This is a genomic window from Roseobacter sp. GAI101, assembly GCF_000156335.1.
In the GTDB taxonomy this organism is placed as follows: Bacteria; Pseudomonadota; Alphaproteobacteria; order Rhodobacterales; family Rhodobacteraceae; genus Sulfitobacter.
Map to the genome: position 1 here is coordinate 3,137,984 of NZ_DS999213.1, position 14,770 is coordinate 3,152,753.

The 14,770-nt window shown below is 60.0% G+C and carries 16 protein-coding genes and 2 pseudogenes; 16 read left to right on the forward strand and 2 right to left on the reverse strand.

Translation table 11 applies throughout. The features are described from left to right. Positions 1–19 precede the first annotated feature (19 nt). Together RGAI101_RS14665 and RGAI101_RS14670 are read left to right on the forward strand one after the other, a co-directional pair. The gene (locus RGAI101_RS14665; protein ID WP_008227744.1) at positions 20–820 is read left to right on the forward strand and encodes an enoyl-CoA hydratase; all 801 of its coding nucleotides are present in this window, start codon (positions 20–22) and stop codon (positions 818–820) included. Between the two features lies 1 nt (position 821). Beyond that, positions 822–2,465 (forward strand): acyl-CoA synthetase, encoded by a 1,644-nt coding sequence (locus RGAI101_RS14670; RefSeq protein ID WP_008225194.1) that lies wholly within the window; start codon positions 822–824, stop codon positions 2,463–2,465. A gap of 338 nt (positions 2,466–2,803) precedes the next feature. On the opposite strand, the gene RGAI101_RS14675 is transcribed toward RGAI101_RS14670, so the two are convergent. After that, positions 2,804–3,700: a LysR family transcriptional regulator gene (locus RGAI101_RS14675; protein WP_008227165.1), complete on the reverse strand. Its 897-nt coding sequence runs from the start codon at positions 3,698–3,700 to the stop codon at positions 2,804–2,806. A 111-nt stretch (positions 3,701–3,811) separates the two neighbouring features. Between RGAI101_RS14675 and RGAI101_RS22165 the strand changes: the two genes are divergently transcribed. The 9 genes and pseudogenes from RGAI101_RS22165 (at position 3,812) to RGAI101_RS14700 (ending at position 8,462) form a co-directional block, all read left to right on the forward strand. Then, complete coding sequence (locus RGAI101_RS22165) at positions 3,812–4,213, forward strand: MFS transporter (protein ID WP_008226612.1); 402 nt, start codon at positions 3,812–3,814, stop codon at positions 4,211–4,213. Next, positions 4,174–4,500, forward strand: a complete 327-nt coding sequence (locus RGAI101_RS22170; protein ID WP_198133703.1) for an MFS transporter — start codon at positions 4,174–4,176, stop codon at positions 4,498–4,500. The genes RGAI101_RS22165 and RGAI101_RS22170 overlap by 40 nt, the downstream gene beginning before the upstream one ends. 18 nt (positions 4,501–4,518) lie before the next feature. Next, positions 4,519–4,959, forward strand: a pseudogene (locus tag RGAI101_RS22175) (MFS transporter); the annotation flags it as partial. A 3-nt stretch (positions 4,960–4,962) separates the two neighbouring features. Continuing rightward, positions 4,963–5,805, forward strand: coding sequence for an SDR family NAD(P)-dependent oxidoreductase (locus tag RGAI101_RS14685; RefSeq protein ID WP_037228410.1), 843 nt, complete (start codon positions 4,963–4,965; stop codon positions 5,803–5,805). Then, a complete protein-coding gene (locus tag RGAI101_RS21820) occupies positions 5,790–6,095 on the forward strand; it encodes an SDR family NAD(P)-dependent oxidoreductase (protein ID WP_008225727.1) in 306 nt (101 codons plus the stop codon). Before RGAI101_RS14685 ends, RGAI101_RS21820 begins: the two co-directional genes overlap by 16 nt. 144 nt (positions 6,096–6,239) lie before the next feature. Then, positions 6,240–6,482 (forward strand): annotated as a pseudogene (locus tag RGAI101_RS21825) (SDR family NAD(P)-dependent oxidoreductase); the annotation flags it as partial. A gap of 108 nt (positions 6,483–6,590) precedes the next feature. Then, complete coding sequence (locus RGAI101_RS14695; RefSeq protein WP_037228412.1) at positions 6,591–7,418, forward strand: aldo/keto reductase; 828 nt, start codon at positions 6,591–6,593, stop codon at positions 7,416–7,418. A 69-nt stretch (positions 7,419–7,487) separates the two neighbouring features. Continuing rightward, a complete protein-coding gene (locus RGAI101_RS21945; protein WP_008226264.1) occupies positions 7,488–7,661 on the forward strand; it encodes a hypothetical protein in 174 nt (57 codons plus the stop codon). A gap of 237 nt (positions 7,662–7,898) precedes the next feature. Beyond that, positions 7,899–8,462, forward strand: coding sequence for an MOSC domain-containing protein (locus RGAI101_RS14700; RefSeq protein WP_037228415.1), 564 nt, complete (start codon positions 7,899–7,901; stop codon positions 8,460–8,462). A 168-nt stretch (positions 8,463–8,630) separates the two neighbouring features. Here the strand turns inward: RGAI101_RS14700 and RGAI101_RS14705 are convergent, their stop codons facing one another. Beyond that, positions 8,631–9,152, reverse strand: coding sequence for a Crp/Fnr family transcriptional regulator (locus RGAI101_RS14705; RefSeq protein ID WP_198133704.1), 522 nt, complete (start codon positions 9,150–9,152; stop codon positions 8,631–8,633). 69 nt (positions 9,153–9,221) lie between these two features. Between RGAI101_RS14705 and RGAI101_RS14710 the strand changes: the two genes are divergently transcribed. The 5 genes from RGAI101_RS14710 (at position 9,222) to RGAI101_RS14725 (ending at position 14,706) form a co-directional block, all read left to right on the forward strand. Next, a complete protein-coding gene (locus tag RGAI101_RS14710; protein WP_198133705.1) occupies positions 9,222–9,809 on the forward strand; it encodes a hypothetical protein in 588 nt (195 codons plus the stop codon). A gap of 253 nt (positions 9,810–10,062) precedes the next feature. Next, a complete protein-coding gene (locus RGAI101_RS14715) occupies positions 10,063–10,569 on the forward strand; it encodes a molybdopterin-dependent oxidoreductase (RefSeq protein ID WP_008226712.1) in 507 nt (168 codons plus the stop codon). 15 nt (positions 10,570–10,584) lie between these two features. Further along, complete coding sequence (locus tag RGAI101_RS22445) at positions 10,585–10,788, forward strand: hypothetical protein (protein WP_008225496.1); 204 nt, start codon at positions 10,585–10,587, stop codon at positions 10,786–10,788. Between the two features lie 36 nt (positions 10,789–10,824). Next, positions 10,825–13,185 carry an ATP-binding protein gene (locus RGAI101_RS14720; protein ID WP_008228072.1) on the forward strand — a complete coding sequence of 787 codons (2,361 nt, stop codon included), beginning with the start codon at positions 10,825–10,827 and terminating at the stop codon, positions 13,183–13,185. A gap of 60 nt (positions 13,186–13,245) precedes the next feature. Then, positions 13,246–14,706 carry a cobyric acid synthase gene (locus tag RGAI101_RS14725; protein ID WP_008226101.1) on the forward strand — a complete coding sequence of 487 codons (1,461 nt, stop codon included), beginning with the start codon at positions 13,246–13,248 and terminating at the stop codon, positions 14,704–14,706. The last annotated feature ends 64 nt before the right edge of the window (positions 14,707–14,770 follow it).

The following is a 14,770-nucleotide window of genomic DNA, read 5'->3' on the forward strand; positions in this document are numbered from 1 at the left end:
TCTGCCAAGGAGCGGCCCCATGGCGTCGAGCGATATTTTAACCCGTGATCTGGGCACTGACGGCATCCTGCGCCTGACGCTCAATGATGTGAAACGGCGCAATGCGCTTTCAGAGGCGATGCTGAGCGCGCTTGGCAACGCCTTTAAAAGGGCAGGTGATGACCCTGCTGTTCGCGTGATTATTCTGGCCGCGAACGGACCTGCGTTTTGCGCGGGCCACGATCTGAAAGAGATGACAGCCGGACGCACCGGCGCGGATGGCGGAAAAGCCTATTTTGCCAAGGTCATGTCCATGTGCTCGGGCGTGATGCAGGCCATTGTCCTTTGCCCCAAGCCGGTGATTGCCGAAGTCACGGGGGTCGCAACAGCCGCGGGCTGCCAACTAGTGGCTAGTTGCGATCTGGCCATCGCGGCCGAAACCGCGCAATTCAGCACGCCGGGGGTTCATATCGGCCTGTTCTGCTCGACACCTATGGTCGCCCTGTCGCGAAATGTATCAAACAAGCACGCGATGGAAATGCTTCTGACAGGCGACATGACCTCTGCAGCACGCGCTGCCGAGATCGGGTTGGTGAACCGCGTTGTATCCGAAGACAGGCTGCAAGACGCTACAACCGAAATGGCCCGCAAGATTGCTGCCAAATCAAGCATGACGCTGGCCACGGGCAAGCGCGCCTTTTATGAACAACGTGACATGCCGCTTGCCGAGGCCTATGACTATGCGTCTCAGGTGATGGTCGACAACATGCTTGCGTATGATGCACAAGAAGGGATTGGTGCCTTCATTGAAAAGCGCGCACCCAAGTGGCAGGACGCATGACGTGACATCTGAAAACCCCTACAACACTGGCCTCGACCGTAATCCGGCAAACTACCAGCCGCTGACACCGCTTACGTTTCTGGAACGTGCAGCCACGGTGTTCCCCGAACATACGGCGATCATCCACGGTGCACTGCGCCGCAGCTACGCAGTGTTCTACGCCCGTTCCAGGCGGCTGGCATCGGCGCTGGCGCAGCGCGGGATCGGGCGTGGTGATACCGTTTCGGCCATGCTGCCCAACACGCCGGCGATGCTCGAATGTCACTACGGCGTCCCCATGTGCGGCGGGGTGCTGCACTCGATCAACACGCGTCTCGACGCGGCGATCATCGCCTTTCAGCTGGATCATGCGATGTCCAGGATCGTTATCGTGGACTCCGAATTCATGCCGCTGATGCAGGAGGCACTGGCCTTGGCCGAGGTCCGTCCGCTGGTGATCCAGGTTGACGACCCCGAATATGACGGCACAACGGAGGCATTCGACGGGGCGGATTACGAATCCTTCCTCGCAGAGGGCGATCCCGCGTTCGCATGGCTCATGCCCGAGGACGAATGGGACGCGATTTCGATCAACTATACGTCCGGCACGACCGGTGACCCAAAGGGCGTCGTCTCGCACCACCGCGGCGCATATCTCCTGGCACAAGGCAACGCGCTCACCACCTCGATGCGCAAACACGCTGTCTACCTGTGGACGCTGCCGATGTTTCACTGCAACGGGTGGTGCTTCCCGTGGACACTCTCTGCCATCATCGGCACCCATGTTTGCCTGCGCCAAGTCCGCGCCGAGCCGATCTGGAACGCATTGGCCGATGAAAAGGTGACACATCTGTGCGGTGCGCCAATTGTCATGTCCCTGATGATCTCTGCGCCCGCAGAGACGCAGCGTGCCCTTGATCATACTGTGCAATTCTTCACGGCCGCCGCTCCGCCGCCGGAAAAATTGCTGGCCGATATGCAAACGGCAGGCTTCGAGGTGACGCATCTTTACGGGCTGACCGAAACATACGGCCCGGCGGTTGTGAACGACTGGCACGAAAGCTGGTCATCGCTTCCCAGCGGTGAACAGGCGCGCCTGAAATCGCGCCAAGGCGTCCGCTACCTGCCACTAGAAGGACTGGACGTGCTTGACCCCGAGACAATGCAGCCCGTTCCGCGCGATGGCGTGACGATGGGGGAGGTGATGTTTCGCGGCAATGTCGTGATGAAGGGATATTTCCGCAATCCTCAAGCCACGCAAACGGCCTTTGAGGGGGGATGGTTCCATTCAGGTGATCTGGGTGTGGTGCATCCCGATGGATATATCCAGCTTAAGGACCGTTCGAAGGACATCATCATCTCGGGCGGCGAGAACATTTCCTCGATCGAAGTCGAAGAAGTGCTCTACAGTTACCCCTCCGTAGAAATTGCGGCGGTTGTTGCGATGCCCCATCCGAAATGGGGAGAAACACCTTGCGCCTTTATAGAACCGAAAAGCGGCCACGAGATCGATACAGACGCGCTGCGCACTTGGTGCCGTGAAAGGCTGGCTGCCTACAAAGTTCCGGGAAAGTTTGTCGTGACGACCATTCCCAGAACCTCAACCGGCAAGATCCAGAAATTCGCCCTGCGTGATCGCGCAAGAGAACTGGTTGCCAAACCGTGAGCCAGCACCCCGAATAATGCAGTCAAACGTTTCTGGATTTTTGCGGCCGGTACAAAAGCAAGAGACATTGGGCCCGGCTAATCATCCGTTAGCGGATGTGGGCATATTAAATCTGTCTGTTTCGCTTTCCAGAATGCCATCCAAGTCACTTATGATTTGGAGCAGTCCAGCGGTTCAGCAGTCCAGCGTAACCCTGTGAAGTCGCCGGGTGACACCGAACAGCAAAAAGCTCTTTGCTTCGATGCCACCGATGGCACCGTCTGATATTAAACAGTCCAGCTAAGGAAGGCGAAACAGCCCCCGCGGCTTGACATCCTCTCGGTCGTGCCGGTGGCGGGTCACCTTGGACTACCACGCTGCATGATCCTGAGCAGGGCGCGCAGGGCTTCGGGAAGCTGTCGGCGGCTTGGATAGTAAAGGTGGAAGGCAGGCCCCATGGACCACCAGTCAGGCAGGACATGGACCAGACGTCCGTCGGCAAGCTGCGGGCGGATGCGGTCTTCCAATGTGTAGCAGATACCGCCGCCGTTCTCGGCAATCTCAAGTGACAGGACAGTCTCGTTGACGATCACGGCCCAGTCCAGGGAAAGGACGACTTCCTCGCTCCCGCGTTCGAGTTCCCAGTTGTAAAACCGCCCGGTTCCCATCCGCAAACCGATGCAGCGGTGGGCCTTCAGATCATCGGGATGCTCCAGCGGCGGGGCCGATGCAAGATACTCGGGCGAGGCGACGGCGATCCAGCGCAATTCGCGACCGAGCGGCAACGCGATCATGTCTTCGGGCACGGTGCCGCCATAGCGGATGCCCGCGTCGAACCCTTTCTGCACGATGTCGATGACATGGTCGTTGATCTCGATCTCGACACTGACTTCGGGAAACTGCCGCATGTAGTCGGCAAGGACCGGTGCGATCACCAGCCGCGCCGCGTCTGACGGCACGTTGATCCGAAGGGTCCCGGCCGGACGGTCCCTGTAACGGTTAAGCCCTTCCAGACCAGCCTCGATGGCATCCAGCCCGGCCTGGACATCGGCCAGCAATTCAAAGCCGGCATGGGTCAACGTCACGCTGCGGTTGGTCCGGTTGAATAGGCGCACGCCCTGACGCTGCTCGAGCCCGCGCATGGCGTGGCTAAGCGCCGAGGGCGACAGATCAAGCAGGGCTTCGGCCTTTCTGAATCCGCCCGTTTCGGCGACGACACGAAAGAAGTTGAGAACGCCCAGATCGGTGCGGGTCACCTCGCACGTTCTGAGGTGAATTCCATTCATCACTGCGTGCAGCTCTCGTTGCCTTACCACACTGCCGCTTGGCCTCTATGTCTTTTCCGGAACGCAAGACAGCAGACACGTATGAACATTATCGCCGCCCAGATCGTCCTCGCCCTCGGCGGGCTTTTCCTCGGCACCGCGGAGTTCGCTGCCATGGGTTTGGCACCGTCGATCGCCGACACCTACGAGGTCGACATGCCCACGGCGGGTCATCTCGTCAGCCTCTATGCCCTCGGTGTGATGGTGGGCGCTCCGCTGCTTACCGTCGTCACGGCCCGCATGGAAAAACGCAAGCTGCTGATGGGGCTGCCACTGCTGATCCTTGTCGGCAACGCTGGGTCGGCGCTGGCGGCGAGCTTTGGCCAGATCGGCGCGGCGCGCTTCATCTCGGGGCTGCCGCATGGTGCCTACTACGGCACGGCGGGGGTGGCGCGGCGTCGCTGGTGGCACCCGAAAAGCGTACGCAGGCGATCGGCCACGTGATGCTGGGGCTTGCCGCCGCGAACGTCGCGGGCGTGCCTCTGGTCACCTGGATGGGGCAGGTCTTTGGCTGGCGCTCGGCCTTCGGTCTGGTGGCAGCTGGCGGAGCCTTGCTTTTCGTGCTGCTGCCGATCTTTGTGCCGACGCGGCCCGCCGGCGAAGGTGCCTCGCCGCTCTCCGAGCTTTCGGCTTTCCGGTCGTTGCAGGTCTGGCTGACGCTGGCCACGGCGGCCATCGGCTTTGGCGGGATGTTCGCGGTCTACAGCTACATCACGTCAACGCTGACCTAGGTTACAGGCCTTGCCGAAGCGCAGGTGCCCTGGATGCTGGCGCTATGGGGGCTGGGCATGGTCGTTGGGAACACAGCCGGTGGCTGGCTTGCCGACAAGGCACTGACCCGTGCGATCCTCGGTTTCTTCGTCTGGACCGTCGCAACCCTGGCGCTCTTTGCCGCCGTGGCAAGTTCGGTCTGGCTTGCGGGGCTGGAGCTCTTCCTCGTGGGCATCGGCTTTGGTCTGGTCCCGGCCTTGCAGGCCCGGTTGATGGATGCGGCACCGCGTGCGCAATCGCTGGCCTCCGCCATGAACCACTCGGCCTTCAACCTCTCCAACGCCATCGGTGCCTGGACCGGCGGGCTCGCCATCTCTGCCGGGCTCGGCTGGGCCGCGACTGGCTATGTCGGTGCGGCGCTGGCGCTGGCCGGGCTCGTCATCTTCATCATCGCTCTCAAACTGAAAGAAAGGGACTGACCCATGACAAGGATGCAACAGATCGTCGCCCAGGGCTCCGTCGCCGTCATCACCGGTGCTGCCAAGGGGATCGGCGCGGCCATCGCCACCGACCTCGCCGCGCGGGGCATGAAACTGGCGCTGTTCGACCGCGACGGCGAGGCGCTCAAGGCGCTTGCGGCCGGTCTCAACACCGAAGTGCTGACGGTGACTGGGGACGTGTCCAAGGCCGCAGATTGCGAAAACCTGCACGGAGAGGTGGCCGACCGCTTCGGCACGCCGCAACTGCTGATGAACAATGAGGGGCTCATGCGCCGTCCGGGTCCCTGGGTCTCGCCCGAGGCGTGGCGCGAGGTGCTGGACGTCAATTTTACCTCGGCGCTGCGCCTGCAGCACCTCTTTGTGCCCGACATGATCGCCGCAGATCGGCCCAGGGCCATCGTCAACCTTGGCTCCAAGGAGGGGATCACCACGCCTCCGGGGCAGGCCGCCTATTCGGTGGCGAAGGCCGGAATCAAGGTGCTGACCGAGCAGCTTGAACACGAGCTGCGCAACGCCACGCAGGGCCGGGTCTCTGCCCACTTGCTGGTGCCGGGCTACACCTACACGCCGATGAACTTCCCGGACGCCAAGCCGGAGGACCCCAAACCCGACGCGCCCTGGTCGGCGGAACAGATGGTCGACTACTTCATGGGGCGGCTTCTGAACGGTGATTTCTACATCCTCTGCCCGGACAACGAGGTGACCCCCGCCATGGATGCCAAGCGTATCCGTTGGGCCGCCGATGACATGATCTTGGGCCGTCCGGCGCTGTCGCGCTGGCACCCCGACTTCAAGGAGGACTTTGCACAATGGATGAAATCGTGAGGCCCCGCGCGCTTGTGACTGGCGGCTCTGCCGGGATCGGGCTGGAAATTGCCAAGCTGCTTGCCGCTAATGGCCATGACCTGATCATCACAGGGCGCAGCACCAGGGTCCAAGCGGCTGCGCAAGAGTTGCGTGGCCTCGGGGCCGGCGTGGTTGCGGTGCAGTCGGACCTGTCGCGGCCGGAGGGCGTGCAGCAGGTCATCGACGCGGTGCATGCGGCCGGCCCGCTGGATGTCATGGTCCTGAACGCGGCATCGCGGTCGGCGGTGCCTTCCTCGATATCGCGCTGAAGCGGCACCTTGACCTTATCGACCTGAACATCGGATTGACGGTGCGGCTGTGTCACGCGCTGGTGCCTGATCTGATCAAGACCCGCGGCAAGATCCTGATGGTCAGCTCGATCTCGGCCTTCGGCCCCCCCCTATGAGAGCGTCTACGGCCCGTCGAAGGCCTTTATGTCCTCTTTCGGGCATGGTCTGCGGGAAGAATTGCGGGGAACCGGGGTGAGCGTCACGCTTCTGCATCCCGGTACCACGGCAACCGAATTCCACCATCACGCCGGCATGGATGCCACCCGCTTTGGTGACAACCGCTGGAAGAACGATCCGGTGCTGGTCGCCCGTCATGGGGTCGAGGCGATGCTTAACGGCGTAAGCAGCGTAGATCAGTGGGGATGAGGCGACCCAGAAGGCCGGAGCCGAGCGAAAACATCAGCCCGAAGAGCTGAAGGCCCGCCATCACGCCGAACACACACGGCCGCCCGCGGCCAAATGAAGGAGAAAACCATGCATAATGTAACCGCAAACGGGGCCGCGATCCCCGCCCTGGGCTTTGGCACCTTCCGGATGAGTGATGCCGAGGTGGCCGAAGTGCTGCCCGAGGCCCTGAAACTGGGGTTTCGCCACGTCGATACCGCACAGGTCTATGGCAACGAGGCCGCCGTCGGGGCGGCGATCCGGGCATCCGGCGTGCCCCGTGACGAGGTTTTCCTGACCACCAAGGTCTGGGTGACCGAGTTCGCAGAGGCCGACTTGCTGCCGTCGGTCGAGGAGAGCCTGAAAAAGCTCGGCGTCGACCACGTGGACCTGCTGTTGCTGCACTGGCCGCATGGCAACGACACCCCGCGCGAAGTTCAGATCGCCGAGTTGAACAAATCGGTGAGCAAGGGCGTGGCCCGGCACATCGGCGTCAGCAACTACAACGTCGCCGGGATGCACGAAGCGGCGGAGCTGTCCAACGCGCCGCTTGTCACCAACCAGGTCGAATACCACCCATACCTGTCCCAGGCCCCGATCCTGAAGGCCTGTGCAGACCTCGGCATGGCGCTGACTGGTTACTATGGCATGGCGGATAGTGCCGTGCCGCAGGACGAGGTGCTGCAGGACATCGGCGCGGCACACGGCAAGACCGCGGCGCAGGTGGCACTGCGCTGGCTGGTCCAGCAGCCGCGCGTAGTGACCTTGTCGAAGACAGCCAAGCTGGCGCGCCTGCCGGAGAACTTCGGCATCTTCGACTTCGAGTTGAGCGCCGCCCAGATGACGGCCATCCACGGGCTGGGGCGGCCAGACGGGCGGATCATTTCACCAAAGGATCTTGCGCCCGACTGGGACTGACGCCGCACAGATCGGCCTCATGCCCTCGCTGCGCGCTCTGGCGGGGGCATCTTGTGAAGGAGAGCCGTCATGCCGCTCGATAGCTATGATCGGGACGTCAGCGGACTGTTTGGCGTAGATACCGAGGTACGGGCGCTTTGGCCCGGCGGTGGCTGGCTGGAGGGGCAGACATGGCTGCCGGCCAGTGATGGTCTGCCGGAATGTCTCAACGATCGCCAAAGCGCTGTACCGTTGCCGAACTAGAGCGTCGTATCGCGCCGCGCCAGATTATCGACGTGACTTCCAAAGCCTCTGTCTTGATGCTATTCCACACGCATCGAAATGCATGCGCCGTGCCCTTCAGTGATCAAACTGTACTTGTAAGTTCGGTCCAACCGGCGCGGTGAGATTTGGGCAAATGCGCAGCGTGCCGCAGGTCTGTGCAGGATTTGCCGGACGACGTATCGAAAAGCTGGACGGGGAGTTCTGAAGTTGGAAACGATGGAGCCACAAGCACCGAAACACGCGACGATGGCTGATTGCGACGCCGCGCTGGATCACATTCTGGCTGCACCAACCAGTGGCGCTACGATTGGGCAGCTGTGCTTTCGACCTGATTTTGGCCTTCGGACGTTTCCCGAGGCGTTAGATATGACCGTCAATCACGGGATCATCGGCGAAAGATGGACCAAGAAGCCTTGGTTAACTCTGCCGAATGGAGACCCCGACCCCAGAATACAGGTTTCCATTCTGTCACAGAGGGTCATGGATCTGTGCTGGCGCGATCAGGCAAACACTGTCCATCCCGGCGATCCTATTGTGGTGGATATGAACCTCGGCGCTGCAAACCTACCGGTTGGAACGCGGTTACGTGCTGGATCGGCGATCCTTGAGGTAAGCGATAAATTCAACAACGGGTGCATAAAGTGGCGCGAAAGATACGGGAACGATAGCCTGCGATGGATCAACAAGCGCGAAAACCGCGATTTTCACCTTCGTGGAATTCTCTGTAAAATCGTGCAAGACGGGACTGTGAAGGTTGGGGATCAACTGATCAAACTTTGACGGGTTCGGGCCATGCCTAACCGTGAAGCATAGGGCCGCTTGTCAAAGGTTCATCTGCATTTTCCCAGCACTCTGTCATTGAGACCGATCAATGGACACAAAGTAAGACGTCAACGGCAGCAGCGTGCTTGAAACCCCACGACTTGCAGTTTTGTCAAAATATCTCACTCACTGCTTTCGCCGAAGAGCAAGCTCTCGATAAAGCGCCGGTTGGGATACTCCAATCGCGTTTGCTACCTTCGTCCATTCGCCCTTCTCGGGCGGGCCGTAAAGGGTCAGCCACGCATCCAGCCTGTCGGCCACACGACGCAACCGAAGAATTTCAATGCGCGCTCTTTGGCTCTGGATCTCGCGGGCATTGGCCTTGATCAGCGCAAGCGCCAACTCTGGCCTATCGACCAGTGCAGTCAGAAAAGTCGAGCGCGCCACATACGAGATGACAGCCGGTTCCCGGACTACTGCATCGCAATGATAGGCCTCCGCGAAAAGAGAGGCCTCTGCCAGCAGCATGCCATCGGACGCAATATGCAGCGTGAGCAGTGTGCCATCTGTCATTGGCCGCTGCAGGGCAATCTGCCCCGATCGCACCAGATACACAGACCGCACGGGGTCTTCTTGCCGGAACAGTGTTTCGCCTGCAGCAAAGCTGCGCACCGGGGCGTCGTCAAAGAATTGCTGCAAGCGTGACATGATAGATATCATGCACGGTTCTGGCCGCAGATTATAGGCTGACCCTGAACACATCTTAGGGAGACGCAAATGCGAAAGATACCCGCCCTTGCCCTGACCGCTTTTTTGGGCACCGCCACAGCCAGTACTGCCCAGACAAGCCACGCGGATCACGCAATGCCAATGGATCACGGCAAACATATGCAAAGCGCCACACCGGACGGCGTCATTCTGACAGAGCCGGGTCAAGGGGCATTCGCCGCCTTGTCGGAAGTGGTCAGCGTTCTTGAAGCTGATCCCGAAACCGACTGGTCCAAGGTCGATTTGGGTGCTCTACGCGATCACCTTGTGGATATGGATCGGGTCGTCAGTAATACGGTGGTCGAGGAAACGAAACTGCCGGACGGTATTCGTGCGGTTGCCACAGGCGATGCAGATACGATTGCATCCCTGCGCCGGATGGTGCCCGCACATGCTGCGGAACTGCAATCCGACGGCCATTGGACCGTTGCCGTTTCCGAAGATGAGAAGGGCGCAACGCTGACCGTCACAAGTGACAACGCAGCGGTTGTCGCGCGGATCAAAGCGCTCGGCTTTTTCGGTCTGATGGCGAGCCGGGATCATCATAGGGCCCATCATATGATGATGGCCCGCGGGCAAGCCCCACACCGCCACTAAGATCAGCTTTACCGCGATCATAGTGCGATGATTGAAAGAGGACCCGATGGCACATTGCGTTCAACGCACAGGTTTCTGACGATGCCGTCCATCTGGGTGAGTGCCAACAGCAGCTGAACTGCGCGCAGGATGCACATTGGATCATCTGACGTTTGTAAACGTATCCGTAACGATAGATCACTATCCCTCTGCGTGTCGAAGACGCACTGTTTCCGATGGTAATTGAAAGCAAGTCGGGAAAGGGACCCTTTATATGGTGAAATCGTTGTTCGCAGCCCTTCAGATTTTTATTGTTACAGCTTTGCCAGTCTGCGCCAAAGACATGAAAGTGCCGGAAGGCGACGTCATTCTGACGGTCTGGGGGGCAGTCGGTGTGACAAATGTGGACGAAAAAGCCCAATTCGATCTGGGGATGCTTGAAGCGCTTGGCGACCGAACGGTTGAGACGTCAACCATCTGGACCGACGGGCCCCAGACCTTTCAGGGGGTTTCCCTGGATCTGTTGATTGAACGGCTTGGTGCCAGCGGCGATGTCCTGCGGGCCAGCGCTATCAACGATTATTATGTCGAAATTCCCGTATCTGACGCGGTCGAGGGCGGGCCGATCATTGCCTACAAGATGAACGGCAATGTGATGTCCGTGCGGGACAAGGGCCCGCTTTGGGTGATCTACCCCTATGATGCTGACCCCGAATACCGCAGCGAGGTGATCTATTCGCGCAGCATCTGGCAGCTCGACCGTATCGAAGTGATGGATTAACCTTTTTGGTGTGACATGACCGGTGATCGGGTGCTGCCCAAGACAGGAACAATGGACATGCCGCGCTTTGTGACTCTGGTTTTCCGCCTTCGGCTGCCGCTGTTGCTGCTGTTGGGGACGTTTGTGATTGTCGCGATCCTGTACTTGTCGGGAAATGTCACGCGTGACCTAAGACTGCTGAATTCTGCCAGCTCCGACAATGTGCAATGGTCGCTTTAACAGACCGAGGTCGAATTTCTGGAATTCGAACTTCATTTGGCAAAGCTGCCCCTGAACACGCCTGATGCACTGGTCACGCTCAGGCGCGAGTATGATATTTTCTTTAGTCGCATCAATACGCTCAAAGACGCGTCAAATTACGAAGCACTGCGGGCGGAACGATATTTTTCAGACAGCCTGCAAAGTGTTGAAACATTCCTGGATGATACCGTCGGCATCATCGATGCGCCGGATGCCGAACTGGTCGCGCGCTTTTCAGAATTGCAGTCAAAGGCATCAGAGGTAGGCCCGGCGGTCCGCAGGCTGTCTAACTCCGGTCTTAGCTACTTTGCGCTGCTGTCGGACAGGCGTCGCACCAATGTTGCCGTGACGCTCAGCCAGATGGCCGTCGGCGTGACGGTCCTGTTGCTGGCCATGCTGTTTCTGGCGCTTTATCTGGGCTATCTGAACCGCCAAAGCAACCGCCAGCGCATAGCCGCAGTTGAGGCCAGTCACCGGATGAACATCGTGACAAGCACCTCGCTTGATGCGGTAATTGTGGCGGATGCGGCGGGCAAGATCCTTGATTTCAACGCGGCGGCAGAACAGATATTCGGCTATCAGGCCGGGGACGCCATCGGTCAGGATCTGGGCGCGCTGATCGTGCCGGATGATCACCGCCCCGGTCATGAGGCCGGCATGCAGCGGATGCGCGAGAATGGCGCAAGACACGTGATTGGCATGGGCCGGGTGCAGCTGGAAGCAAAGCGCAGAGGCGGCGCGTGTTTCCCCATCGAACTGGCGGTACAGTCTGCGCAGACCGAAGAAGGCGAGATTTTCATCGCCTTCCTGCGCGATATTTCATCCCGCATTCAGGCGGAGCAGGAGTTGGTCACGGCGCGCGACCGTGCCTTGGCGGGCGAAAAGGCCAAGACTGATTTCCTGGCCACGATGAGCCACGAAATCCGGACCCCGTTGAATGGTCTATTGGGCAACCTGACCTTGCTGCATGATACCGACCTGACCGCGCAACAAAGCCGCTACATCAAGAACATGGACACATCAGGCAAACTGTTGATGAGCCATATCTCCGATGTTCTGGACATCACGAAATATGATGCGGGCAAGCTGCTTTTGCGGCCCACGGCCATGAACATCAGCACCCTGTTGCAAGATATCGTCGACAACCAAAGCAGCGCTGCGACGGCCAGGGGGACGACGCTGGAATGGGCCTGGACGTCGCCACCGGTCGACTGGATTCGCGCGGATCGCGAGCGTGTCCAGCATATCTTGATGAATGTGATCGGGAATGCCGTCAAATTTACCCATCAGGGCCGGATCACCGTGCATGTCGCCGTGGCGAACCGCGAAGGTGGTATGCCCGAAATTGAATTCATCGTCGCAGATACCGGTATTGGCATTGATCCGGACCTGCAATGCCAAATCTTCGATGATTTCACCACCGGGGACAGCTCTTATGATCGCAATGTCGGCGGAACCGGCCTTGGCCTTGGGATCGCCCAGCGTTTTGTCAAAGCCTTCGGTGGGGAAATCGAACTGGAAAGTACCAAAGGCGTCGGCAGTACCTTCAGCATACGCTTTCCTATCGAACCGATTGCTGCCCCCGGCGCGTTGGTCGCCCACCGCAAGACTGCGGGTCACGCGCCGTCGCGGGCGATTTTACTGGTCGAGGATAACAAGATCAACCGCATCGTTGCACGTGAAATGATCACGTCGGCGGGGCATCAGGTCTCCGAAGCGCATAACGGGCGTGAAGCCGTTGAGATGGCCGGCGCGCAAGCCTTTGATCTGATCTTCATGGACATCAGTATGCCTGTTATGGACGGGCGCGGTGCCACCCGCGCAATCCGTGCGGGGCAAGGGGCGAGCGCGCAAACCCCCATCGTGGCCCTGACCGCCAATGCCATGGCCGAGGAACAAGAGGCGTTTCTATCTGACGGCATGAACTATGTTTTGACGAAACCTCTGTCACGCGACGATCTTTTGCACGTGATTGCGCTTCATACGGACAATGCCCATGGCAAATCTTCCGTGCCACAATGCCCGACAGGGGATGTCGCGGCCTCCAGCCTTGATGAGCTTCGACAAACCTTGGGCGCTGAAAAGTTACAATCGCTGCTTGATCGGTTCGGCCGGGAATTTGATGCTTTGGTTACGCGCCTCGGCAACGGGTCAGCCGTGTCGCTGGGCGACGTCGCGCAGACGGCGCACCGCATCGCCGGGTCAGCAGCGACGTTGGGCGCGGTCGAGTTGCGCAGTGCCTTGCTGGCAGTGGAAAAAGCGGCGAAAGCGCAAGATGCAGGTAAGGTGGATAGTCTGGTCACCGACCTCTGTGCAATCTGGGTGACCACCCGGCCTTTGCTGCAGGCGCAAAATCTTGGAAACCCTCATTCCTGATGCTTGACGTGATCCGCGCTGGCTGACACCAAGAGCTGCAGTCTTAGAAGAGGTTTCGCCATGCCCCCCCGCGCCATCATGATCCAAGGGACGGGGTCCAATGTGGGCAAGTCCATGCTGGTTGCAGGCCTGTGCCGTGCGGCGCTGCGGCGGGGCATTTCGGTTGCACCGTTCAAGCCGCAAAACATGTCGAACAACGCCGCAGTCACCGAAGACGGAGGAGAGATCGGCCGTGCGCAGGCCCTGCAAGCCATGGCTTGCGGTCGCAACCTTTCGGTGCATATGAACCCGGTCTTGCTTAAGCCGGAAACCGATACCGGATCGCAGGTCGTCATTCAGGGCCGCGCCCAAAGCCACCTTGAGGCGCGTGATTTCGGCGGTGCGCGCGGTGCGTTGCTGAAGCCCGTGCTGGAAAGCTTTGGAATTCTTGCGCGCAGTGCTGACCTGATCATCGTGGAAGGGGCCGGCAGCCCTGCCGAGACGAACTTACGCAAGGGTGACATCGCCAATATGGGCTTTGCCCGTGCGGCAAACGTGCCTGTCGTGCTGGCGGGGGATATTGACCGCGGCGGGGTGATCGCGCAGATCGTCGGCACGCAATCGGTGATGGACCGCGACGATGCTGCGATGGTCAAAGGTTTCCTGATCAACAAGTTTCGCGGCGATGTGGCATTGTTCGATGACGGCTACGCCGACATCATCCAACGCACCGGCTGGGCAGGGTTTGGCGTGCTGCCCTGGTTCAATGGTGCGCATCTGCTGCCTGCGGAAGATGCGGTTGATCTGGCTCGCGCAGACACGGGCAGCGGGTTTCATATCGTCTGCCCGATGTTGTCTCGGATCGCCAACTTTGATGATCTTGATCCGCTGGCGGCTGAACCCTCGGTGCGGTTGACCATGATTCCGCCTGGCACGCCCCTGCCTGCGGATGCTGATCTGGTGATCTTGCCGGGAACAAAATCAACGCGCGGTGATCTGGCATTTTTGCGGGCGCAAGGCTGGGATATCGACCTGCACGCGCATGTGCGGCGCGGCGGCCATGTGCTGGGGATTTGCGGTGGCTATCAGATGCTGGGGCAGGGGGTTGCTGACCCTGACGGGCTGGAGGGCACCGCTGGCGATGACACCGGGTTGGGGTTGCTGGATGTGCACACGCAGATGGCCGCGGACAAGACGCTGACTCGCGTGACCGCCCGCCATCTGGCGACGGATGCGCCGATTGACGGCTATGAAATTCACATCGGCCAAACGGAAGGCGTGGATTGCCAGCGGCCATTCTGCCGGATCGGGGACACGGCAGACGGGGCCATGTCGCGGGATGGCAAGGTCGCGGGGACCTATCTGCATGGTTTGTTCGCGAATGATGTGTTTCGCAAGGCGTGGCTGGCACAGTTCGGTCTGGCTGCGGCGTCGGTTTCCTACAGCCAGACGGTGGACGATACACTGGACCAGCTTGCCGACCATATGGAGCGGCATCTGGATGTCACGGCGCTTCTGGATTGCGCGGGGGTGATCGCGTAACGGCCCTTGCATCTGATACGCGGCAAAGGGATATAAAGCGCGAACTAACAGAAAGAGCTGTCCC

Coding starts and splice junctions, on each gene's coding strand:
- RGAI101_RS14695 (WP_037228412.1), top strand. CDS start 6,591: ATGCATAATGTAACCGCAAACGGGGCCGCGATCCCCGCCCTGGGCTTT.
- RGAI101_RS14705 (WP_198133704.1), bottom strand. CDS start 9,152: ATGTCACGCTTGCAGCAATTCTTTGACGACGCCCCGGTGCGCAGCTTT.
- RGAI101_RS22445 (WP_008225496.1), top strand. CDS start 10,585: ATGACCGGTGATCGGGTGCTGCCCAAGACAGGAACAATGGACATGCCG.
- RGAI101_RS14715 (WP_008226712.1), top strand. CDS start 10,063: ATGGTGAAATCGTTGTTCGCAGCCCTTCAGATTTTTATTGTTACAGCT.
- RGAI101_RS14665 (WP_008227744.1), top strand. CDS start 20: ATGGCGTCGAGCGATATTTTAACCCGTGATCTGGGCACTGACGGCATC.
- RGAI101_RS22165 (WP_008226612.1), top strand. CDS start 3,812: ATGAACATTATCGCCGCCCAGATCGTCCTCGCCCTCGGCGGGCTTTTC.
- RGAI101_RS14710 (WP_198133705.1), top strand. CDS start 9,222: ATGCGAAAGATACCCGCCCTTGCCCTGACCGCTTTTTTGGGCACCGCC.
- RGAI101_RS14685 (WP_037228410.1), top strand. CDS start 4,963: ATGACAAGGATGCAACAGATCGTCGCCCAGGGCTCCGTCGCCGTCATC.
- RGAI101_RS21820 (WP_008225727.1), top strand. CDS start 5,790: ATGGATGAAATCGTGAGGCCCCGCGCGCTTGTGACTGGCGGCTCTGCC.
- RGAI101_RS14700 (WP_037228415.1), top strand. CDS start 7,899: ATGGAGCCACAAGCACCGAAACACGCGACGATGGCTGATTGCGACGCC.
- RGAI101_RS21945 (WP_008226264.1), top strand. CDS start 7,488: ATGCCGCTCGATAGCTATGATCGGGACGTCAGCGGACTGTTTGGCGTA.
- RGAI101_RS14725 (WP_008226101.1), top strand. CDS start 13,246: ATGCCCCCCCGCGCCATCATGATCCAAGGGACGGGGTCCAATGTGGGC.